The 21,677-nt window shown below is 59.9% G+C and carries 24 protein-coding genes; 8 read left to right on the top strand and 16 right to left on the bottom strand.

Going from position 1 to position 21,677, the window contains the following annotated elements:
- Positions 1-65 precede the first annotated feature (65 nt).
- From ACQZ6F_RS04530 to ACQZ6F_RS04550, 5 genes are all read right to left on the bottom strand, one after another.
- Complete coding sequence (locus ACQZ6F_RS04530) at positions 66-584, bottom strand: DUF992 domain-containing protein (protein WP_174073870.1); 519 nt, start codon at positions 582-584, stop codon at positions 66-68.
- 54 nt (positions 585-638) lie between these two features.
- The gene (locus ACQZ6F_RS04535; protein ID WP_449092826.1) at positions 639-923 is read right to left on the bottom strand and encodes a BON domain-containing protein; all 285 of its coding nucleotides are present in this window, start codon (positions 921-923) and stop codon (positions 639-641) included.
- Positions 924-962: 39 nt separating this feature from the next.
- Complete coding sequence (locus ACQZ6F_RS04540; RefSeq protein WP_068395212.1) at positions 963-1,142, bottom strand: CsbD family protein; 180 nt, start codon at positions 1,140-1,142, stop codon at positions 963-965.
- A 198-nt stretch (positions 1,143-1,340) separates the two neighbouring features.
- Entirely contained in the window at positions 1,341-2,837 is a 1,497-nt protein-coding gene (locus ACQZ6F_RS04545; RefSeq protein ID WP_449092827.1) for a PAS domain S-box protein, read from the bottom strand.
- Positions 2,838-2,918: 81 nt separating this feature from the next.
- Positions 2,919-3,953 carry an aldo/keto reductase gene (locus tag ACQZ6F_RS04550; RefSeq protein WP_449092828.1) on the bottom strand — a complete coding sequence of 345 codons (1,035 nt, stop codon included), beginning with the start codon at positions 3,951-3,953 and terminating at the stop codon, positions 2,919-2,921.
- A gap of 378 nt (positions 3,954-4,331) precedes the next feature.
- Here ACQZ6F_RS04550 and ACQZ6F_RS04555 point away from each other — a divergent pair, with 378 nt between their 5' ends.
- Positions 4,332-5,390 carry an NAD(P)-dependent alcohol dehydrogenase gene (locus ACQZ6F_RS04555; RefSeq protein ID WP_449092829.1) on the top strand — a complete coding sequence of 353 codons (1,059 nt, stop codon included), beginning with the start codon at positions 4,332-4,334 and terminating at the stop codon, positions 5,388-5,390.
- A 63-nt stretch (positions 5,391-5,453) separates the two neighbouring features.
- Here ACQZ6F_RS04555 and ACQZ6F_RS04560 read toward each other — a convergent pair whose 3' ends face one another.
- The 3 genes from ACQZ6F_RS04560 to ACQZ6F_RS04570 all read right to left on the bottom strand — a co-directional run bounded on the left by ACQZ6F_RS04560 (position 5,454) and on the right by ACQZ6F_RS04570 (position 8,523).
- Positions 5,454-6,347, bottom strand: coding sequence for a LysR family transcriptional regulator (locus ACQZ6F_RS04560; protein WP_449092830.1), 894 nt, complete (start codon positions 6,345-6,347; stop codon positions 5,454-5,456).
- A 98-nt stretch (positions 6,348-6,445) separates the two neighbouring features.
- Positions 6,446-7,435: an aldo/keto reductase gene (locus ACQZ6F_RS04565; protein WP_449092831.1), complete on the bottom strand. Its 990-nt coding sequence runs from the start codon at positions 7,433-7,435 to the stop codon at positions 6,446-6,448.
- A 167-nt stretch (positions 7,436-7,602) separates the two neighbouring features.
- Complete coding sequence (locus ACQZ6F_RS04570; protein WP_449092832.1) at positions 7,603-8,523, bottom strand: alpha/beta hydrolase family protein; 921 nt, start codon at positions 8,521-8,523, stop codon at positions 7,603-7,605.
- A gap of 62 nt (positions 8,524-8,585) precedes the next feature.
- Between ACQZ6F_RS04570 and ACQZ6F_RS04575 the strand changes: the two genes are divergently transcribed.
- Positions 8,586-9,170 carry a TetR/AcrR family transcriptional regulator gene (locus ACQZ6F_RS04575; protein WP_449092833.1) on the top strand — a complete coding sequence of 195 codons (585 nt, stop codon included), beginning with the start codon at positions 8,586-8,588 and terminating at the stop codon, positions 9,168-9,170.
- On the opposite strand, the gene ACQZ6F_RS04580 is transcribed toward ACQZ6F_RS04575, so the two are convergent.
- A complete protein-coding gene (locus ACQZ6F_RS04580) occupies positions 9,167-9,739 on the bottom strand; it encodes a hypothetical protein (RefSeq protein ID WP_077470325.1) in 573 nt (190 codons plus the stop codon). The genes ACQZ6F_RS04575 and ACQZ6F_RS04580 overlap by 4 nt on opposite strands.
- A gap of 296 nt (positions 9,740-10,035) precedes the next feature.
- Between ACQZ6F_RS04580 and ACQZ6F_RS04585 the strand changes: the two genes are divergently transcribed.
- The gene (locus tag ACQZ6F_RS04585) at positions 10,036-10,548 is read left to right on the top strand and encodes a hypothetical protein (protein WP_449092834.1); all 513 of its coding nucleotides are present in this window, start codon (positions 10,036-10,038) and stop codon (positions 10,546-10,548) included.
- 60 nt (positions 10,549-10,608) lie between these two features.
- On the opposite strand, the gene ACQZ6F_RS04590 is transcribed toward ACQZ6F_RS04585, so the two are convergent.
- The 5 genes from ACQZ6F_RS04590 to ACQZ6F_RS04610 form a co-directional block, all read right to left on the bottom strand.
- Positions 10,609-10,959 (bottom strand): ribbon-helix-helix domain-containing protein, encoded by a 351-nt coding sequence (locus ACQZ6F_RS04590; protein WP_077470323.1) that lies wholly within the window; start codon positions 10,957-10,959, stop codon positions 10,609-10,611.
- 20 nt (positions 10,960-10,979) lie between these two features.
- Positions 10,980-11,576, bottom strand: coding sequence for a DJ-1/PfpI family protein (locus tag ACQZ6F_RS04595; protein WP_449092835.1), 597 nt, complete (start codon positions 11,574-11,576; stop codon positions 10,980-10,982).
- A 92-nt stretch (positions 11,577-11,668) separates the two neighbouring features.
- Positions 11,669-12,061: a DUF779 domain-containing protein gene (locus ACQZ6F_RS04600; protein WP_449092836.1), complete on the bottom strand. Its 393-nt coding sequence runs from the start codon at positions 12,059-12,061 to the stop codon at positions 11,669-11,671.
- Between the two features lie 80 nt (positions 12,062-12,141).
- Positions 12,142-13,650, bottom strand: a complete 1,509-nt coding sequence (adh, locus tag ACQZ6F_RS04605) for an aldehyde dehydrogenase (RefSeq protein ID WP_449092837.1) — start codon at positions 13,648-13,650, stop codon at positions 12,142-12,144.
- Positions 13,651-13,806: 156 nt separating this feature from the next.
- Positions 13,807-14,760: a helix-turn-helix domain-containing protein gene (locus ACQZ6F_RS04610; RefSeq protein WP_449092838.1), complete on the bottom strand. Its 954-nt coding sequence runs from the start codon at positions 14,758-14,760 to the stop codon at positions 13,807-13,809.
- 448 nt (positions 14,761-15,208) lie between these two features.
- On the opposite strand from ACQZ6F_RS04610, the gene ACQZ6F_RS04615 reads away from it, so the two are divergent.
- The 4 genes from ACQZ6F_RS04615 (at position 15,209) to ACQZ6F_RS04630 (ending at position 18,829) form a co-directional block, all read left to right on the top strand.
- The gene (locus ACQZ6F_RS04615) at positions 15,209-16,123 is read left to right on the top strand and encodes a phosphatase PAP2 family protein (RefSeq protein ID WP_449092839.1); all 915 of its coding nucleotides are present in this window, start codon (positions 15,209-15,211) and stop codon (positions 16,121-16,123) included.
- 207 nt (positions 16,124-16,330) lie between these two features.
- Positions 16,331-16,585, top strand: a complete 255-nt coding sequence (locus ACQZ6F_RS04620; RefSeq protein WP_449092840.1) for a GCG_CRPN prefix-to-repeats domain-containing protein — start codon at positions 16,331-16,333, stop codon at positions 16,583-16,585.
- 202 nt (positions 16,586-16,787) lie between these two features.
- The gene (locus tag ACQZ6F_RS04625) at positions 16,788-17,207 is read left to right on the top strand and encodes a thiol-disulfide oxidoreductase DCC family protein (RefSeq protein ID WP_449092841.1); all 420 of its coding nucleotides are present in this window, start codon (positions 16,788-16,790) and stop codon (positions 17,205-17,207) included.
- Positions 17,204-18,829 (top strand): DUF4166 domain-containing protein, encoded by a 1,626-nt coding sequence (locus tag ACQZ6F_RS04630; RefSeq protein ID WP_449092842.1) that lies wholly within the window; start codon positions 17,204-17,206, stop codon positions 18,827-18,829. Before ACQZ6F_RS04625 ends, ACQZ6F_RS04630 begins: the two co-directional genes overlap by 4 nt.
- A gap of 79 nt (positions 18,830-18,908) precedes the next feature.
- On the opposite strand, the gene leuA is transcribed toward ACQZ6F_RS04630, so the two are convergent.
- Both leuA and ACQZ6F_RS04640 read right to left on the bottom strand, forming a co-directional pair.
- Positions 18,909-20,582 carry a 2-isopropylmalate synthase gene (leuA, locus tag ACQZ6F_RS04635; RefSeq protein WP_449092843.1) on the bottom strand — a complete coding sequence of 558 codons (1,674 nt, stop codon included), beginning with the start codon at positions 20,580-20,582 and terminating at the stop codon, positions 18,909-18,911.
- 68 nt (positions 20,583-20,650) lie between these two features.
- On the bottom strand, positions 20,651-20,800 hold the full coding sequence (locus ACQZ6F_RS04640) for a hypothetical protein (protein WP_449092844.1): 150 nt from the start codon (positions 20,798-20,800) through the stop codon (positions 20,651-20,653).
- Positions 20,801-20,866: 66 nt separating this feature from the next.
- Here ACQZ6F_RS04640 and ACQZ6F_RS04645 point away from each other — a divergent pair, with 66 nt between their 5' ends.
- Positions 20,867-21,664 (top strand): AraC family transcriptional regulator, encoded by a 798-nt coding sequence (locus ACQZ6F_RS04645; RefSeq protein ID WP_449092845.1) that lies wholly within the window; start codon positions 20,867-20,869, stop codon positions 21,662-21,664.
- Positions 21,665-21,677: the final 13 nt, after the last annotated feature.

The following is a 21,677-nucleotide window of genomic DNA, read 5'->3' on the forward strand; positions in this document are numbered from 1 at the left end:
CAATGGGCATGCGGGGAACGACAACGGCGCGCATCCGGATGGCGGGCGCCGTTGTCGATCGCTTGTCAGCGAGCCGGGCTCAACTGCAGACGCGAAACACCCGCCGCGACGTTGAGGCCCGTTCCGGCCTCGGCGCTCAGCGGCTGCAGCGCAAAGTTCTTCGAGTTGCCGCCGATCAGGACGTTGGCGCCAAGCCCGAGTCCGACGGAAGCGCCCGCGGAGGCGCCGACATAGGTACCGGCAAGAGCGCCGTCACCGATACGAGCAGGCGCAGTGTTGACGACCACCCAGCTCAGATAGGACTTGCCGGTAATCCCGATATCGATACCGAGCTTGCCGATAGTTCCGGTGTAGCGCTCCAGTTTGCCAGAGCTCTGCTTGAAGGTGCAGCTGACCGTCTTGCTGGAACCGATGAGCATGCCGACGCCGCCGGCAACCTCGCATGAGAGCGTTCCCAGGCGTTCCTTAGGCTCGGACGCGACCTGCGCCGGGTGCTTTTTCGGATGATGATGCGTGCTGGCAGCGGAAGCTGCCGAACCAAAGGCAACGGAAATGGCCGCAGCCGCGATAATGGTTTTGTTCATGATGTCTCCTTGCGGAAATTGAGCGCGGCCGTGAGGTCGGCCTGCGCCCTATGCCTAGGCACCGATCTCGGACTGATCTGACGATCCTTGATCGGCGCTGAGGGCGATATTGTTGATGATGCGAATGCCGGCATATTCGCCGGCAATCCCGAGCGCCCGCTCACGCGCTTCGTCTGATGATGCGATGCCAGAAAGGACAATCGTGCCCTCGACGCTGGCAACCTCGATATGCGAGTCTTCGAGCCCATCGGCATAGGCAATCAGGCACCGGATAGCTGCGCAGGTCGCGCAGCTATCGGACGACGCCGTCAGCGATGAAAGCTTGGCCAGAAAGAGCATCGGGACGCCTCGGGGATCGCAAGAGCGGACGCGCGCTTCTTAGCGAAGCGCATCCTTGATGGCGTCCTTGGCCTTGCCGACCTTGGCCTGGATTTTTCCTTCGACCTTTTCGGCAGCGCCTTCGGCTCTGAGCTGGTCGTTGCCGGTCAGCTTGCCCGCGGCCTCCTTGATGGAGCCGCTTACTTCCTTGGCTGCACCCTTGATACGGTTCTTATCCATGGTCTTGTCTCCTAGCTTGTTCAAAAGCAGCGGCCTCGGTTTTGACCGAAGCCATGAACAAGGAAGTAGGGCGGGGCGGCTTGGGCTTTCAGAGCGGAAAATACTATTGGCGCTAGTACAAATTAGCCTTTTTGAGGCCTGCAATGCCGATTCTTAAGCGGGGCGTTCCGATGGAGCCCGAACGAGGCTGCCTTTGGCCTATTTTCGAACCTTCGCCGATGCCGACATGCCCGTGAAACCGCGTTCTCTTGCCCATATGACAACGGCCGAGCGCCGGTTGACGCCGATCTTCGCGTAGAGCGATGCGACGTGGTTGCGGATCGTATTTCTGGAAAGATGCAGCGTCTCGCTCATCTCGGCATCGCTCTGGCCACGGCAGATCAAAGCAAGCACTTCCCTCTCCCGCTCGCTAAGATCGAGGAGCTGCGCCGTGGAGCCCTTGCCGTTCGAGACCTGCCGCAAGGTTGCAAGCCGGTCGACGATGGAGCGGCTGAACCACGACGTGTCGGTCATCACGCTTTCGATGGCTTCGATCAATTCCGCTTCGCTGCGCCTGCGCTCGGTGACGTCCTGCAACGACCAGATGACACATTGCTGGTCGTTGATCTCCACACGCTCGGCAGACACCAGGCAATCAGCCAGCGAGCCATCCTTCTGCTTCATGCGCAAGGCTTCATCGCGGAGCGGCGCATTGTCGGTCAATTTCTTTTCCATCGCTCGCCGGGCGGCGATGTCATCCCACAGACGCAGCTCGCTCGCAGTTTTCCCGATGACCTCCTCGATCCCGTAGCCCGAAAGCTGAACGAAGGCGTCGTTGACTTCGGTGAAAACAAAATCGTCCAGCCGGGAAATGGCCGCTGGCGCCGGCGAGAGCCTGAAGGATTTCGAAAACCGCTCCTCGCTTTGGCGAAGCGCATTCTGAGCCTTTCTCCGTGCATCGAGATCGGCGAAGGTGAACAGCATGCATGGCTCTTCACCGACGGCGATCGGCTCTCCCGCAACGATGACGAGCCGGTCGCCACCGCCTTGCAGGGGGATCAGCGCCTCGCGCTGACGGATCAGCCGGCCTTCGACAAGTTTCGACAACGCGTCCTCGCCGGTATCGCAATTGGCAAAGAGGCCGATCTCATCAACGGTTTTTCCGATGACATCTTCCTTGGAATAGTCCGTCATCTCGACAAAACCCTGGTTGACGCGGATGAAGCGCAGGTCATCGAGGCGGCAAATCAGGCCCGGCGCAGGGTTGGCATTGAAGGCGCGCTCGAAACGTTCTTCCGCCTCGAACAGCGGCGTCTCGTCACGAATGATGAGTGCCAGCACGTCCGGCCGCGCACCAGCATCGGCAATGATCAGGCTGCGAACGGTATGCACCCAGATGAGATCGAGATCCGCCGCAGGCGATATCTCGACCGTCACTTCGTCGACAGTCTCTCCGTTCAGCAGCCGCTCGATCGGATACTGCCCTTCCTCCAGCAGATGATTGTTGCGGTAGCGCAGCGTAAAAGCCTGCCGATAGCCGGCGGCATCATTGCCAAGCTCCTCAAGCGCGGAGACCCGGTGCATCTGCAATGCAGCACTATTTGCCCAGGAAATCGCGCCCTCGGGATCGAGCAGGATGATGCCGTCACTCAACCCCGCAACGAGCTCGCGCAATACGTTCCGATTCACATTCGGCGGCTGCGGCGCATCGCTCATGCTGTTCCTCTTCCTGACACTTAGAGCTTACATAGGAAGATAAGGCGATAAGAGAAGCCAGAAGGGCGAGTCACTCGGAAATCAGGAGAGCCGCTGATTCATCATGGAATAATCCACGCAGCTGGGCGGCGCCGCATTCTGCAATATGACCGGCAGGACGAGCGAGTGGACCGGAATGGTCAGAGCGTCGAGCGTTGTCGTTTGCTCGGGCGAGAGCTGAACATCGAGCGCACCAAGATCATCATCGAGCTGTGCCAAGGTGTGTACGCCGATAATGGTCGAGGAAACGGCCGGCCGCGCCAATACCCAGGCAAGGGCTACCCGCGCGGTAGTGGTGTCGAGTTCGGCGGCAATGCGGATGAGGGCGTCGACGATTTCGAGACGTTGTTCATCGGGGTGCTGCGCCAATGGCGACGCGCCGTCAGAGGTGAGGTTTCCGATGTTCTTTCGTGTATATTTGCCGCTGATAAGCCCGCCATTTAAGGGCGAATGCGAGACGACGCCAAGCCCCATCCCGCGCGCCATGGGAATGAGCTCGCTCTCGAACAGCCGGGCTGCCAGCGAATATTCGATCTGCAGACCGATGAATGGCGCCCAACCATGAAACTGCGCGATCAGCTGCGCATGCGCGACCTTCCAGGCAGGGGCATCGGAGATGCCGAAATAGCGCAGCTTTCCCGATTGGATGAGATCGTTCAATCCCGCCAGTATCTCGTCGAGAGGGACCTGCATGTCCCAATTATCGAGCCAGAAGAGATCGAGATGGTCCGTGCGCAGCCGCCGCAGGGTTCGCTCGCATTCCGCTATGATGGCTTCGCGACCACGGCCAACATCTTCCTGGCTGACACCGAACTTTGCCGCCATCACGAGGCGGTCGCGCTGGCTCGAGTTCTGTGCGAGGTAATTGCCGACAACCGTCTGGGCACCCGGTTTTTCGTCTCCCCTACCCGTATCGAGATAATTGCCGCCGAGGCCGACATAGCGATCCAGGATCACCGCGGGCTTGTTTACGCGCGCCTGCCAGGCGACGCCCTCGCCGAAGGTCATGGTTCCCAAGCCAAGTGGGCTGACGCTCAGTCCCGATCGGCCGAGCGCAACAAATTCGTCAAGATGCATTCCCCTGTCCCCCGACCGGCCTGAAACTTATATATACATAAATCCTTATGTATATGTAATATCGGCAAAGAAAAGGAATAAGACGCGAATTTATGATTTTACTGTTCGGGAATCCGGATAATGGGTCGGACGTTCGGTCGTTTGCTTGAAAGCGGCTGATTGCCTTCCTTTCAGGTCTTCTCCGCAAGCATTCCACCTTGAGGATATTAAGGACCGGGCGCCGATTGCAACAGCGGTCAGTCATTCATGAATGATCGACATGATTGCTATCGAAGCCAGCCCTATTAACGCCATGCCTAGCCTCGGTTAATCTTCGTCGGATAATCGAGACCTGCAGCACAGCAAGTTTCGAGACAACCAAATAACAGGGATGAGGACATGAGGACCATTGGCTATGCATGCACTTCGGCGGAAACACCACTAGAGCCCTATACTTTCGAACGTCGCGCACCACGAGCGAATGACGTTGTGATGGAAATCGTCTATGCTGGCATCTGCCATTCGGATGTCCATATGGCGCATAATGACTGGGGTTTTACGCTCTATCCGCTGGTTCCGGGCCATGAAATCGTCGGCCGCGTCATCGAGATCGGCAGCGACGTCACCAAGTTCAAGGTGGGTGACCACGGCGCAGTCGGCTGCATGGTCGACAGCTGCCAGCATTGCGATCAGTGCCGCCGCGGCGAGGAACAGTTCTGCCGCGAGGGCAATACCGGCACCTACAGCACCCCCGATCGCATCGACGGTTCGATCACCAAGGGCGGTTATTCCAAGCATATCGTCGTGCGTGAGGAGTTCGTCTGCACCGTGCCCGAGGGCATGGACATCTCCCGCACCGCTCCGATCCTTTGCGCCGGCATCACGACCTACTCGCCGCTGCGCACCTGGAATGTCGGCCCGCATAGCCGCGTCGGCGTCATCGGCATGGGCGGCCTCGGCCACATGGCCGTCAAGCTCGCGGCAGCCATGGGTGCCAAGGTGACGATGATTTCGCGCTCGCCCGACAAGGAGAAGGCGGCCCGCGAAATTGGCGCGGACAATTTCCTTGTCTCGAGCAATACAACGGCAATGCAAGCCGCAGCCAACGCCTTCGACCTGATCATCGATACTGTCCCGGTCAAGCACGATCTCGATGCCTATATGCCGCTGCTCGACGTCGACGGAACGCTTGTCATTGTCGGCCAGGTCGGCCCCTGGGGCGAAGTCAACGGCCTGCCTTTCCTGGTCGGCCGCCGTCGCGTTGCCGGATCGCCGATCGGCGGCATGCGCGAGACTCAGGAAGTGATCGATTTCTGCGCACGAAAGGGCATCCTGCCCGAGTGCCGGATCATCCGCCCAGAACAGATCAACGAGGCATTCGCGGCCTTGCAGCGAGCCGATATTCCCTATCGCTTCGTCATCGACATGGCGTCGCTTTCCGTTCCGGAAGCAGCCTGAGACAATACGCCGATCCCGGTCGCCCAAGGCGACCGGGATGGTGATATGCAGCGATCGGCACGATCAGCCTCGGTAGCGCAATGCCTCGACCAAAAGGGAGAAGGCAGCCGAAGGTTGCCGGCGGCTCGGATAATAAAGGTGGTAGCCGGAAAACGGCGCGCACCAATCCTCGAGAACCCGGACGAGCTGGCCGCTTGCCAGTTCCTCCGCAATATGATCTTCCATCACGAAGCCGAGCCCCAAGCCGGCCTTCGCCGCACGCGTGATCATACCGATATTGTTAAAGACGAGCTGGCCGTCCACCCGGACGCGGACCTCGCGCCCCTCCTTTTCCAGCTCCCAGGCATAAAGGCCACCGGCGCTGAGCAAACGTAGATTGATGCAGTTGTGATCCGATAGATCGTTCGGCGTTCTCGGTTCCGGATGCCTCGCGAAATAGTCCGGAGAGCCAACGATGACCATTCTTACATCGGGGCTGATCTTGACCGCGATCATATCCTTGGCAACCGCCTCGCCGAGCCGGACGCCGGCATCGAAGCGATCTGCGACGATGTCCCGCAGTGCGGAATCCATGCTGAGTTCGACGTGAATGTCTGGATATTGCCGCAACAGCCCTTCGAGTGCGGGCCAGAGGATGGTTATGGCTGCATGCTCCGACGTGGTGATGCGGATGGTGCCGGCCGGCTTCTCGCGCAATTCGCTTAACGAGGCGAGCTCCGTGCCGATGCTTTCGAGCGCCGGCAGAAGCGTGGCCAGAAGCCGCTCTCCCGCTTCCGTCGGCGCCACGTTGCGCGTCGTGCGCGTCAACAGCCGCACGCCGAGCCGCGCCTCCAGACGCCGGATCGTATGGCTGAGAGACGACTGGGAGGTGCCGAGCTTGGCGGCCGCACGGGTAAAGCTCTTCTCCTCGGCGATGACGGCAAAGGCATTCAGATCAACCAATTCCTCCCGCTGCATTCATGAACCCCCGATATGATTGTGTACCAGTTATACCGGGGGTTCTCAGAATGCGGCAAGATGTGCCGGCGGGAGGCCGCCGGCAATCAGCGTTGGGCTCAGCGACCGGTGGTCTTCAGCCATTGTTCCGGATAGCGCTCGCCTTCAATGGCGATCTCTGCGAGGGCACGCTGGATTTCGGCAAGCTCGGACGCGCTGAGTTCGACATCCGCCGCCGCCAGATTTTCCTCCAGCCGATGCAGCTTGGTGGTGCCGGGGATCGGAACGATCCAGGGCTTTTGTGCCAACAGCCAGGCAAGTGCGATCTGCGCGGGTGTGGCATTCTTACTGCCGGCGATCTGCTGCAGCAGGTCGACGAGTGCCTGGTTCTTCTCCATCGCTTCCGGCGTGAAGCGCGGCAGAAGCTTGCGAAAGTCATTCTCGCTGATCTTCGTATCCTTGCCGATCGCGCCGGTCAGGAAACCCTTGCCGAGAGGGCTATAGGCAACGAGGCCGATGCCCAGCTCCTCGCAGGCCTCCAGGATGCCGTTGGTTTCAGGCCCGCGCGTCCACAGCGAATATTCATTCTGCAGTGCCGCTACCGGCTGCACCGCATGGGCGCGGCGCACTGTCTGTGCACCGGGTTCGGAGAGGCCGAAATGTCTGACCTTACCGGCGGCGATCAGATCCTTCACGGTGCCGGCAACATCTTCGATCGGCACTTCGGGATCGACGCGGTGCTGATAGAGGAGATCGATCACTTCAATGCCCAGTCGCTTCAGCGAAGCATCAGCCGCCTCGCGAATATGTTCGGGGCGGCTATTGAGGCCGCTCATCTTGCCGTTCTCGATGTTGAAGCCGAATTTCGTGGCGATTACCACCTGATCGCGGACAGGCCGCAGGGCCTCGCCGACGATTTCCTCGTTGGTGAAGGGGCCATAGACTTCGGCCGTGTCGAAAAAGGTAACACCACGCTCGACAGCATCACGCACCAGCTTGACGCCTTCATCCCTGCTCAACGCATGGCCATAGCTGAAATTCAGGCCCATGCAGCCAAATCCGAGGGCCGAGACCTCAAGGCCGCTATTTCCAAGCATACGCTTCTTCATCGCATTTCTCCTGCTCTTGCGAGCGTTCCGGTTTAGATGGGGAGAAAATATGTGAGGTGACACCTAACGATTAGGCGGCATAATCGGCATGAAGTTATATCCCGATTACATGAGTGAGAGTCCGGAAGAGATCAATGCTGGGGTTGGAAGACCCGCCCTTAGCTTTCTCATGCAACCACAGATGCCGGCCAGGGATTCCGCCCCTCCTGTAGCCATGACAGCGTATTGGTCCAGAAGCCGGCCGTGTGGCTATCGTGGAACAGGCCGAAATGGCCGATTGTATCGCGACCGAAGTCGGATGGGGCCAACAACACGGCCGTGCGTTGCGCGCCAGTATAATAGTCCAGTGTCCGGCGGACCGCCGGCACGGTGCCGAGTTCATCATCGGAAACCGCGACCGCCAGGATCGGCGCTTTGACCGCAGCCATTCGGCGCAACACCTCTTTCCTCTCGCCCTTCGGATGGCTGCGCTCGAACCGGCGTCCGCGAAAGCTCCATTCGTTCGCGACGCCCCTCGGCAAATCCTCCAGCCAGCCAAGCCGGCGGCCCGGAAAATAACCGTAGAAGGCGGTCATCGCAGGCATGGCAATATGCCATTTCACGAACAGGCGGAGACGCCGGCGTGGAGCATAGTTTCCCCACCAGGCATATTGGGCGCCGACAGTCAGCATTCGGTCGATCATCTCGGCACTTGCAGCCAATCCCGGCAGAAAACCGCCGATGCTGTGGCCGACGACCATAAGCGGACCATCGCTGCGATGCTTAGCCATGAATTGGAGCACGGCCTCGAAATCCCGCTCGCCCCACTCTCGCCAGCGATAATGGCAGCCGCGGAGCTGCTGCGGACGCGATTGGCCGATGCCGCGATAATCGCAGGTCAGGACATTGAAGCCGTGCCTCGCCAGAAATTGCGCATAGCGGTGATAGTAGCGTGCGGGGACGCCGGTTGCCGGATTGATAATCACGTCACCAACCGGGGCACTCCTCTCCGCGCGCCAGAGATGACCACCAAGGACAACGCCGTCTTCGCAGTGAATGGAAATCGGCAGACCGCTGATGGTCGATGAAAGGATCGCTTCGTCGCTCATGGCCGGCAGCATGGGATGATTGCCGCGTTGTGTATATTCACTACCCGGTATACTTTGAGGTCATGAAAGATAAAGCCATGCCGACACGCGACCGCATTCTGCAGGCCGCCGCGAAGCTGTTCCAGCAGGACGGCATCCGGGCCGTCAGCGTCGATGCGATCGCGGAAAAAGCCGGGGTGACCAAGCGCACCCTCTACTATCATTTCCGCAGCAAGGATGACCTGATCGCCGCCCATCTGGAGGCGCGCGACCAGCCGAATCTTGCCGTCTTCAAACGCTGGTTTGACGAAGCGGAAGGCAGCATAGCCGAGAAGGTCGCCGGCATTTTTCGCCATCTCGCCCGCTCCGCACAGAGTGGAAAATGGAAAGGCTGCGGCTTCCTGCGCACCTCTGTCGAGCTGGTCAACCTTCCCGGGCACCCCGCCCTGGTTGTTGCGCGCGCTCACAAGAAACGTGTCGAAGACTGGCTTTCGGGAGTTTTTGCAGAGGCCGGAGCTGGCGCTGAAGCCGCTTCCCTTGCCCGGCAGATCATGCTGCTTCTCGATGGCTCGTTTGCCGTCGTGCTGCTGCATCGCGACCCAAGCTATATGGAGACTGCGGCGGAGGCGGCGGCCCGGCTTATCGACGGTCGCTTAGACTTGAACTAGTAGAACGACAGGAGGCCATAGAGGCCGGTTTTATCCAAGCCGATTGCCGTCACCTGACCGGTCTGACCGTCATCCTTTTTGTCTCTGCCCTGGTTGAGTTGCCTTTCGAGGGCTCGTGTCACCTTGTCGTTGTTCTCGCCATCCTTGGCACTGTTGATAACGTCTTCAAGCGACAAACCAAGCTTATCGAGGCCGAGGTCCTTCTCAATCGCGTGAATGGCGCCGGGATCATTCTTGATCTTGTTGAAGGCCTCCTTCATGGCGGCGATGAAGTCATCCATCGAAACGAAGCTATCCTTTTCAACACCGAGCGCCTTACCGGTGCGCTCGATGAGATCCATCTTCAGCTTCGTGATGTTGACCTTACCGTCTGTTCCAAAGAACGCCTCGGAAACTTTCGACTGCGCCTGCGTCGGCTGTCTGGAGACCGCAACCTTGTCCGCCTGACCGTGGGCAACGGCAATGAGATTGTCCGTGCTCGATTGCGGCGGCTGCGGTGCGGACGTGGCAGCATTGATCTGTTGAAGAATGGCGAGCGCTGCCGAAGGTGCGTTGAAGATCGACGTCATTGCAAACTCCCGACGCGCAACAGCTTCTCCCTCATGGAAGCCTGGCGGAAAACACACTATGCGTCATGCGATAGTTGGCAGCTACATCACTACCATAGGTTAGTTAAGCATTGGATAACCTGGGATATACCACCAGATAGAAATTATCCTTTATAGTTGCATTTCGCAGCAAAAAGCCGACCGAACCCGTCATCCTGCCGACACCGAACGTTGGCCCCCAAAAATGGCGATTGCCGCTGATCTTGTTGCATGTATCACTATCCGCCGGCTTCCCCACATAGACACGGATGGCGAAAATGGGCCTTTGGGACTTGTTCACCGGCAAAAAATATCCCGAGAAAGGTGTGGGGCGCCAACCGATCGCCATGCTCCGAACCGCCCTCATCTCGCTCAACCAGGATTCAGTACCCTTTGTTGTTCGGGACGGTAGCGCCGAAGGAGTGGACCTTGTTGCCGAATGGAAGATCGTTGACGCGCAATGGTACGAGTTTTTCGCGAAGGCCGGCATCAAGCGGCTCTTCAAGGTATTGATGCGGTTTGACGAACAAAAGGGAGAGGTTCGGTCGGTCGACCAGGAATGGTCCGTCGAATGGAGTGCGGGCGTTCCGACGATTGCTCTCTCAGCCTCGGCCTTTCGTGGCCAGACGGCAGAAAAGAGCTTCGGAAAATCCTATGGCTTTCGCGAGGACGGATCCTTCGGCGTGATCTACGACTACGCCTTCGACACGACCGCCATCAAGGCGCCCTTGCAGAAGACGGCACTGGAGGCGGGATGGATCTGGAGAAGCGTGGCCTTCGCCAAACTTTAGGCGGCTGGGCAAGGAACCGTGCTCTCCGCCGCGTGGGGCACGGCGGAGAGCACGCCGGAATCAATGATATTTCAGGCGCTCCCGGTCGAGGATCGCCGGGGCATCGAGCCCGGCGATGGGTTCGGAGAGGTCGCTTGAAATATCTCCGGCAAGCTGCAGGTCGAGATAGCGTGAGCAGCAGACCCGGAGGAACGATGTGAAATTGCCGAGATCATGTCCGGCATCGATCGACTCGTGATGTAGCTTCGTGATCAGCTGCACCACATTCATGCCGTCGCGCCGGGCAATTTCCTCAAGCTTAGACCAGAAGAAATTCTCCAGCCTCACGCTGGTCACCATGCCATCGATGCGCAGGGATCTCGTCGTGCTTTCCCAGAGCCTGGCATCGGCCTTGATGAACAATTCGCACATGCATGCCTCCCAGTTTTGCCTCAAGCTGCGTTGGCTTCCAACAGGGCGCTCGCATCGAGAACTGCCATGAACTGGCGCAGCCAGGATGGATGCGCAGGCCAGGCGGGCGCGGTCACTAGGTTGCCATCGGCTACGGCATCGTTGATGGCGATATCGGCATAGATGCCGCCGGCAAGCTCGACTTCCGGGCGGCAAGCGGGATAGGCCGAGCAGGTCCGTCCCTTGAGAACACCGGCAGCCGCCAGCAATTGCGCGCCATGGCAAATGGCGGCGACAGGCTTGCCGGCTTCGAAGAAATGCTGCACTGCCTTGATGACATCGGGGTTCAGGCGAAGATATTCCGGTGCGCGGCCGCCTGGGACCACCAGCGCATCATAGTCCTCGGCACGGATGCTGGCGAAGGTGGCGTTCAACGCGAAATTATGACCGCGCTTCTCTGAGTAGGTCTGATCGCCTTCGAAATCATGGATGGCAGTCGCCACCGTCTCGCCGGCATTCTTGCCGGGGCAGACGGCGTGCACTGTGTAGCCGCAGGCAAGCAGCGTCTGAAACGGCACCATGGTTTCATAGTCCTCGGTGAAATCACCGGTGATCATTAAAATCTTTGCTGCTGGCATCGTGTTCCTCCCTCAAAACCAACAGGCATAGTCTAGCAAAGGAATGTGCTGCGCGGGTATTAGGCAAATACTACAAGCACCATCCGCGCAGTTTATTGCGCGGGCGGGCGGCCGATATCCGGAATTGCACAAGCCTCACCACCGCCGAAAAGCCGCGAGCGGGTGAGGAACCGCTTCTCTCGACCATTGTCGAGGGAGAACATGCCGCCACGGCCGGGCACGACGTCGATGATCAGTTGCGTGTGCTTCCACGCCTCGAACTGGCTGCCGCTGATATAGACAGGCACGCCGCCGATCTCGCCGAGTTTCACATCGTTGTCGCCGATCATGAACTCGTTCACCGGATAGCACATGGGCGACGAGCCGTCGCAACAGCCTCCGGACTGATGGAAAAGGATATCGGGATGATCCTGCTGTATCTCGCGGATGAGGTCGAGCGCCTTGTCCGTCGCCAGCACCCGCGGCTCCGTGCCTATGTCATCCATGATCATCCTCCTTGATTGGCTTACAATGCACGAAGGCCCCCAGCCACAGCTGGGAGCCTCATTGGCTTCGTTGGGAGGTCTCAGAAGAACCCGAGCGCCTTCGGGCTGTAGCTCACCAGCATGTTCTTGGTCTGCTGGTAGTGATCGAGCATCATCTTGTGCGTCTCGCGCCCGATGCCGGATTGCTTGTAGCCGCCAAAGGCCGCATGGGCCGGATAGGCGTGGTAGCAATTCGTCCAGACGCGACCCGCCTGAATCTCGCGGCCGAAGCGATAGGCGCGATTGCCGTCACGCGTCCAGACACCGGCGCCGAGGCCGTAGAGCGTATCATTGGCGATTTCGAGTGCTTCCTTTTCGTCCTTGAAGGTCGTCACCGAAACCACCGGGCCGAAGATCTCTTCCTGGAACACACGCATCTTGTTGTGCCCCCTGAAGATCGTCGGCTTGATGTAGTAGCCGCTCGACAGCTCGCCGCCGAGATCGGCGCGCGCGCCGCCCGTCAGCACTTCCGCGCCTTCCTGCTTGCCGATGTCGAGATAGGAGAGGATCTTCTCCATCTGCTCGCTCGAAGCCTGTGCCCCGATCATCGTTGCGGAATCGAGCGGGTTGCCCTGCTTGATCGCTTCCACACGCTTGATCGCCTTTTCCATGAAGCGGTCGTAAACCGATTCCTGGATCAGCGCGCGGCTGGGGCATGTGCAGACCTCACCCTGGTTAAGGGCGAACATTGCGAAGCCTTCGAGCGCCTTGTCGAGGAAATCATCGTCCTCAGCCGCAACGTCGGCAAAGAAGATGTTCGGCGACTTGCCGCCAAGCTCAAGCGTGACGGGGATCAGGTTCTGGCTGGCATATTGCATGATCAGCCGGCCGGTCGTCGTTTCGCCGGTAAAAGCGATCTTGGCGACACGTGGGCTGGTGGCAAGCGGCTTGCCGGCCTCGAGGCCAAAGCCGTTGACGATGTTGAGAACGCCCGGCGGCAGGAGATCGCCCACCAGTTCGGCCCAGACCAGCAGCGAAGCCGGTGTCTGTTCGGCAGGCTTGATGACAACGCAATTGCCGGCCGCAAGCGCCGGCGCAAGCTTCCAGGCTGCCATCAGGATCGGGAAGTTCCACGGAATGATCTGCCCGACGACGCCGAGCGGCTCATGGAAGTGATAGGCGACCGTGTCATGGTCGATCTCGCCGATCGAACCTTCCTGTGCGCGGATGCAGGAGGCGAAATAGCGGAAGTGATCGATGGCGAGCGGAATGTCGGCGGCCATGGTTTCGCGGATCGGCTTGCCGTTATCCCAGCTTTCCGCCTGCGCCAGCACTTCCAGCTTGTCCTCCATGCGCTGGGCGATCTTCATCAGGATATTGGAGCGCTCGGCGACGGAGGTCCTGCCCCATTTGTCCTTAGCCGCATGGGCGGCATCGAGCGCGGCATTGATATCCTTTTCGTCGGAGCGCGGTATTTCGCAGATCTTGCCACCGGTGATCGGTGTGAGGTTGTCGAAATATTTGCCGCCGATCGGTTCGCGCCAGGCGCCACCGATGTAATTGCCGTATTTCAGCTTGAACGGAGATTCGACGATCTTCTGATGCAGCATGCCATCCTCCCTTGGTCGGCAGGTCCGGGATAGGGACCCAATGGGAGAAATCTGCGTCCATCCTCTTTTACTTGGTAGTGTTGGCGAACAATACCGCAGCGCACAGTGTCGCAACTCTGCGACAGCTGCGCCAGACAAATGCCGGTCATGGGTAAATCAATGCAAATTGAGCCGTTTCATCTTCCGATGCAGCGTCGAGCGGCTCATGCCGAGTGCCGTGGCTGCCTGTGAGACATTGCCGTCTGCGCGCGAAAGCGCACGCAACAACGCGGCGCGCTCGGCCTCCTGCAGGTCTTCGCCCGCCCCTCCTTGCTGCTCGCGCAACACGTCCGAGGCGGGAATCCCAGCGGCAATGCGATGATCGTCCAGCTTCAGCGCAAGACGGGCCGCCTTGGTCGCCCCGAGCACGAGATCATTGCGATCAACGGCCAGAAGCGCCGATGTGGACGCCGTATCCGTGGGAACCATGACAAAGCGGGCACCGGCGAAGGCGCTCCTGAACAGGTTTAGCTCTATGCGCAGCGCCGCATCGCGAACGGTCTGCGAGAGGATCGCCAAAGTCACATCGTTGACGTCATCACGGCAGGTGGAAATGTCGAGCGCTCCGGCCAATTGCCCACGATGATCCCGGATCGGCGCGGTCGTGCAGCTCAGATCGATATTGGCGCAAAGAAAATGCTGATCGCGGAAAATCGCCACGGCCCGATCATCCGCCAAGGCGGTGCCGATGCCGTTGGTGCCCATGCTTGCCTCGGTCCAAATCGTGCCTGTCCATAGGCCGAGGTCATGAAACTCCTTGTCGTCTCCAACAGCGCCACGGCGCTCGAGCGCTATGCCGTCCCGGTCGGTGAGCAGCAGGCAGCATCCAGCTTTGCCGACTGTGAGAAAGAGGCGATCCAACTCGTTGGAAGCTTCCGCAATCAGACGCTCGGAGCGCTCCATGGCGGCCGCGAATTCCTGACCTGTCAGCCGCATTGGCAAACGTTTCTCTTCCGGCGCGAGACGGTGCATCGTCATGCAGCGGCGCCAGGAGGCAACGACCGAAGAACTGGCCGCGGCCGACTGTGCTGACGCGTAGACCTGATCCGCATGCGCGGAATATTCGTGCATCTGGCTCCTCCCACCGAACGCAACATCGATTGTCGCTAAAAAAGCCATGTAACGCAATCCTTCGCTGGCTCTTTTGGCGTCTACCAGCTGTCTTGCTCGCCATCCCCTTGGCAATTCATCCCTTTTCAGCCTCGCCGCAGCCGAGCTCTCAAGCAGGATGACCTCGATATCGAGCATTGCTGCCCGATGGAGGGTGATGTGGCACGCCGCTTACCGGATTCCGGGCACTTCGATCGGCTGCGTCATGCATAGGCAATCTCAATGCCTGTAGAAACGCAAGTGCGGCGCGAACGCCCTTTCAGGCGGTTGTCAGCGTGTTCTTGTAGCAATGATGCGCGAAAAGACGGAGCTTGAGACCCAGTTTGATGAAGGCCAAATCTATCAACGAACATATTGCCCGCGACGGGCAATTGGCCTTCTGCGCGTACGCCTGCATGGTTCTCAGCCCATGAAGGAAACACCAGCAAATATCGCCGGCAACTGCCGCGTACGCCTGGTCAATGGTGTCAAGCGCTTCTTCGAAGCGCCAACGCTCTCGCCCCCGGCAAACCGCGCTCTTCTTGAGCGTCCGATTGCAATCATCCTCATTTTCCTCACCCTGTCGCTGCTGGTGATGGTGACCGCCGACTATCCGCTGGGCGTCTGGATGAAATCATTCCCGCATCAGCTGCGCGGGGCGGCAAAGTGGATCAGCAGCTTCGGCACCGGACTTCTGGTTTTGTCATTCAGCGGCGCCCTGCTGATATTCGCCATCCTCGCCCCGGCGCATAAATTGCGTAAATCCGCACGGACGGGCACCGATCTCATCGCGACTGCCGCCGCCTTCATCTTCCTCTCCGTCGCCGGCGGTGGCCTTGTCGCATCGCTGCTCAAGAACACCATCGGCCGCGCCCGGCCGGAACTCCTGCAGACGAATGGCGCGTTCTATTTCCAGCCTTTCGCATTTCACGCGGACTTTGCATCCTTTCCATCCGGGCACTCAGCGACTGCAGGTGCCATGGCTATGTCGCTGGCACTGGTCTTTCCGCGTCTGCGTCCGGTTTTCATGCCGGCCGGTGTATTGATCTGCCTGTCGCGCCAATGGGTGGGTGCCCACTGGGCAAGCGACACCCTGATGGGCTGGGGCGTTGGAATAGCATTTGCCCTGTGGCTCGCCCATATATTCGCCCGCCGCCAGCTCTTGTTCGCATACGGCTCCGACGGGCATCTATGTCTTGGGGAGCGATACAAGACCGTGCCCATGACCTTGCGCGCATTGCTGCGAGGGAAACTTATCAGAGAGACAAAGCTGGAAGCAGCGGTAGAGAAAGCATGTCCCGCAAAGTCCAACCTTCCATCCCAGACAATGGAAACGCAATCCTGACGCAGGCCGAGGCTTAACACTCCTCCCAGGCGTTTCGTTTGAAGCACCTCCGATGATCCGGCTATGGCATCCAGACGGCACCGACTTTCCGGTCGCGGCCGCGCTCCATCGACAATCGAATGAAAATATCGAAAGGCTGCGACGGATTTGCCGATCGCGGCCGTTCAAGTGCTGAAGGGATAATAATCAAGCTCTTTAGAGGACATCATGAGAAAGATTACCTTGCTGGCCCTGGCGGCCACAGCCTGCTTCGCAACGATCTCACAAGCCGAAGCCGCCGACGGATGCGGCTACGGTTTCCACCGCGGCCCCTATGGCTATTGCCGCCCCAACGGCCGACCTGTCGTCGTCGTGCCCGTTGGCCCAGCCTATGGCGCCTTCTATCCGGGACGCGGCTATTGGGACGGGCATCGCTACTGGGTGCACCGCGAGTGGTGGCACGGCGGCTGGCGTTACCGCTAAGCCCAACATCCGACCCGATCGTCGCGATCGGGTCGGATCTACTCAGCAGATAGGTAGAGCATCGGTCTCTGCGCCCCGTCATGATCCGCATCACACGCTTTTGTGCGCTCGCGAGCGGCCGCTTACGATCCTGCAATTGACGCATAGCTCGTAGCCGGGCAAAGCTGTCGGTAGAACCCGCCGCAGGAACTCCGACGCGCGCATGAGCGACAGCAATACCAGCCAATATCAAGGCCCTATCATCGTTTTCGATGCCATGTGCGTCCTGTGCTCGGCCAATGCCCAGTTCGTGCTGCGCCATGACCATGTCGGCCGCTTTCGCCTCGCCTCCATGCAAGATGAGACCGGGGCGGGGCTCTATCGGCGTTTCGGCATCGACCCCGCCGATCCGGACAGCATGATCGTCGTTGACGGTGCGCAGGTGCTGCGAGACAGCGATGCCGTGCTTGGCATCTATGCCGGCCTCGGCTGGCCCTGGAAAGCATTCTCCCTGCTGCGCCTCGTTCCAAAAGGGCTACGCGATCCCGCCTATCGCTGGCTGGCCCGCAATCGCTACCGCATCTTCGGCAAGCGCGAGACCTGCTGGCTGCCGACAGCAGAGCAGGCGGACCGCATCCTTTGAAGAAAGTCCTCGTTCTTGGCGGCTATGGCGGCTTCGGTTCGCGCCTGTCACGACGGCTGGCGGGCGACGGTTTCGAGGTTCTGGTCGCCGGGCGTAACTATGATGCGGCGGACGCCCTTGCCCGGCAGCTGCCGAATGCTAGCGCATTGCGCGCCGACCGCAATGGCGACATGGCCGCCGTGCTCCGCGCGCACAAACCATTTCTGCTTATCGATGCCGCAGGCCCGTTCCAGCAGAGCGACTACCGGGTTGCCGAAGCCTGCATCAATGCCGGCGTCCACTATATCGACCTCGCCGATGCCCGCGAATTCGTCGGCGCGATTGGCAAGCTCGATGAACAAGCCCGAGCGGCCGCGATCTGCATCATCTCAGGTGCATCGAGCGTTCCTGCCTTGTCCAGCGTCGTCGTCACCGAACTTACCCATGACATGGACGAGGTACGTTCGATCGAGATGTCTATCGGCGCTTCCAACCGCGCAACGGCGGGAGCCTCGGTCGCATCCGCGATCTTGAGCTATGTCGGCAAGCCGGTGCGTGTGTGGCGCGGCCGGCGCTGGCAGGACAAGATCGGCTGGCACATGCTGAAGCGGGAAACCTACGCCATTTCCGGGCGGCCGAGCTTGCAGCGACTGGTCGCGCTCGCCGACGTGCCGGATCATGATCTGCTGGTCAGCGAGGCAAAGGGGCGGCCGAGTGTCATCTTTCGGGCCGGACCGGAATTTGCCTTCCAGACCTTGGCATTGTGGCTGCTATCCTGGCCGGTCGCTTGGGGCTGGATCGCGTCGCTGCGCGGATTTGAGCGTTTGCTTCTGCCGCTTCAGGGTCTCACAGCGCGATTCGGCACCGCGCGTTCGGCCGTTACGATAGAGGCAAAAGGGATTGCGCGAGGTGCGATGAAGGCCAGGCGCTGGACGTTGATTGCCGAGAATGGCGATGGCGTGGAAATCCCGACCCTTCCCGCGCAATTGCTGACGCGCGCCTTGCGAGACGGCCGGCTTTCGCCCGGCGCCCGGCATGCCGGCGGTCTCTCGCAGCTTGCCGAGTTCCGTGAACTGTTTCAGGCACTGACAATCGCCGACGAGACCAGGGAATTGTCCTATACACCGCTTTATCAGCGCGTCATGGGCCAAGCCTTCCCTCTGCTGTCACCGCCGGTGCGTGCCATGCATGAAGTCTTCGGCGACGGCGGGGCGGAGGGTGAAGGAGTCGTCAGTCGCGGAGCCTCCCTTGCCGCCCGCCTGGTCGCCAAACTGTTCGGATTTCCCCCAGAGGGAATTCATCCTCTGCATGTCTCCTTCGAGGAAGAGAGCGGCACCGAGTGTTGGACCCGCGACTTTTCGGGATTGCGTTTTTCCAGTTACTTAAGCGAGGACAAGGGTCATCTCGTCGAGCGCTTCGGTCCGCTTCGCTTCGCATTCGATCTCCTCCTGCGCGGCAACGGGCTTAGCATGGAGATCCGCGGATGGTCATTTCTTGGCGTTCCTCTGCCGCTCTTTCTTGCGCCGCGCAGTACGGCCTATGAATGGTCGGAGAGCGATCGTTTCCACTTCGATGTCTCGATCGCCCTGCCTGTCATCGGCTTGATCGTCCACTATCGCGGCTGGTTACAGCAAGTCGATTGATCCGGCACCTGCTACCGCTGCATGACGATTGCCGCTACCGGCCGGTTTCTCGACCGATAGCGAACGATGCCAAGCGTCGTCACTCGGCCGCGCTTGCTGCGTTGAGGACCGCTTTGACCGTTGCCATTGCAACGTCGTCGTCTATGCCGACGCCGAAGACCTGCCTGCCGTCCGGCCAGGCGCATTGCAGATAGGCGGCTGCCTTTGCGTCCGCTCCGCGACGAAGCGCGTGCTCCTGATAGTCGATGACGCTCAACACCACGCCAAAGGCTTCAGCAAGCGCCGCTAGCACCGCCGAGACGAGACCATTGCCGCGACCCGAGACGCCAATCTCTCGATCCCGATTGTGGATGCGGCCGGTGAAGATGCGTTCCGACCCGGAGCCTCGGCGAAAACCGCCTTCATAGTCGACCAAAGTGAAGCTGCCGGTATCATCGAGGCGATAGGCGCGGACGAATTCCGCCCAGATATCCTCGGCGGTCAGCTCCCGCTTGGTTTCGTCGGCGAGAAGTTGCACGTGCCTGCTGAAATCGACCTGCATGGCGCGCGGCAATTTCAGCCCCTTGTCTTGCTCGATCACCCAGGCGACGCCACCCTTGCCCGACTGGCTGTTGACGCGGATGACCGCCTCGTAGCTCTCGCCGATATCGGCGGGATCGACGGGCAGATAGGGCATTTCCCAAATGCCGTCGTTGCGGCGTTCGTGGGCGGCAAACCCTTTGCGGATGGCATCCTGGTGCGAGCCCGAGAAAGCCGTGTGTACCAATTCGCCCGCATAGGGATGGCGCGGATGAACAGGCAGGCCGTTGCAATATTCCACCGTGCCAACCACCTCGCGAATAGAAGGAAAATAAAGCTCGGGGTCGATGCCCTGCGTGTAGAGGTTCATCGCCAGCGTCACCAGATCGACATTGCCTGTGCGCTCGCCATTGCCGAAAAGGCAGCCCTCCACGCGGTCGGCGCCGGCAAGCAGGGCCTGTTCGGCTGAGGCCACTGCCGTGCCCCGATCATTATGCGGATGAACGCTGATCACGACGGCTTCTCGGCGAGAAATGTTGCGGCAAAACCATTCGATCTGGTCGGCATAAACGTTCGGCATTGCCACCTCGACCGTGGCGGGCAGGTTGAGGATAGCCGGGTGATCCACTGTCGGCTGCCAGACGTCGAGAACGCGCTCGCAAATCTCAAGCGCGAAATCCGGCTCGGTGAAGCAGAAGGTTTCAGGCGAATATTCGAAGGTCCAGTCGGTATCCGGCTGCTTGAGGCTTTCCTCCAGCATCGCTGTCACACCGTTGACGGCGAGATCGACGATCTCGTGCCGCTCCATGCCGAAAACCACGCGGCGGAAGAGCGGCGCGGTGGCGTTGTAGAGATGAACGATGGCTTTGCGGGCGCCAATCAAGGATTCGAAGGTGCTGGCGATGAGATCGCTGCGTGACTGAGTCAGCACCTGGATCGCGACATCCTCGGGAATCCGATCTTCCTCGATCAAGGCGCGGACGAAATCGAACTCGATCTGCGAGGCCGATGGAAAAGCGACTTCGATTTCCTTGAAGCCGGAGGCGAGCAGCATGTCGTAGAAGCGCAGCTTGCGCTCGACATCCATCGGATTGGCAAGTGCCTGATTGCCATCGCGCAGATCCGTGGACAGCCAGCGCGGCGCCTTGGCGAGCCGTCTGCTCGGCCATTGCCGATCAGACAATTCGATGGGCGAGATAAAGGGACGATATTTGGTTTCGGGGTTCTTCAGCATGATCCGCTCCGTTGCGTGCTGGTACTTTGGGAAAAAGCGGACAGCAACCTACGGTCGCCGGGATGCCGTCAGTCCCGACGACCGCCGCTAAGTCGCAGCGCAACGGAAACAAGCAGGTAGACAAGCGCGTCAGTCGAGCCTGCCTGCAGATGCAAGGCTCCGATGGCTGCTGGACGCAGCCTGTCGAAGCCATGCATATTGCGGAAGAAGATAGACACCTGACGAGAGATTCCTGCCTGAACGGACACTAGGTTATCGTTCCCGACCATGATATTCTCACGCGTATGGATCAATTATCGTCGCAAAAGGATCAGGCATATTTGCAGTTCGGCGTCAGCGTCACTGACGACGTTGCCGTCATTGCGCATGATGATCACCGTTTCTCCAGCCCCAGGCACAGCCACCATCAGGCGCAACTCCTCTACGCCGTTAGCGGCGTGATATCCTTGACGACGGGCAGCGGCACCTGGGTCGTCCCGCCAAGCCGCGCGGTCTGGCTGCCGCCAAACCTCGAGCATGTCACCACAAGCCATACGAGCGTTCGATTTCGCTCGCTGCTGATCGAGGCCGAGAGCAATGCGGCCCTGCCGAAAGACTGCATGGTGGTCGAGGTTACGCCGCTGCTGCGCGAGCTTATCCTCCGGCTCGCCGAACTCGTAGACAAGTCCGATAAGCAGGAAATGGCGGACGCCGTTATCCGCTTGCTCCTTCTCGAACTGAGCTTCCTGCCGGCGCAGCCGCTTAACCTGCCGATGCCAACGCATGCGGTACTCACCGAGTTCTGCCATCGGATGCGTAACGAACTTGCTCGCGAACTCTCCGTCGAACAGGCAGCCCAGCAGCTCCATATGAGCCGGGCAACCTTCATGCGGCTATTTCAACGTGAGACGGGATTGAGTTTCGGCAAATGGCGCCAGCAGGCGCGAATGCTGAAGGCCCTGACTTTATTGGCGGAAGGAAGAGGCATTCTCGATGTCGCCCTGGAATGCGGCTACGACAGCCCGAGTGCTTTTTCCGCCATGTTTCGGCGCTCCCTTGGGCGGGCGCCGCGAGACTATTTTCAATCCGCCGTACCGGCCTGACCTGCCAAGCACC

It is taken from the genome of Rhizobium sp. A22-96, from assembly GCF_053521805.1.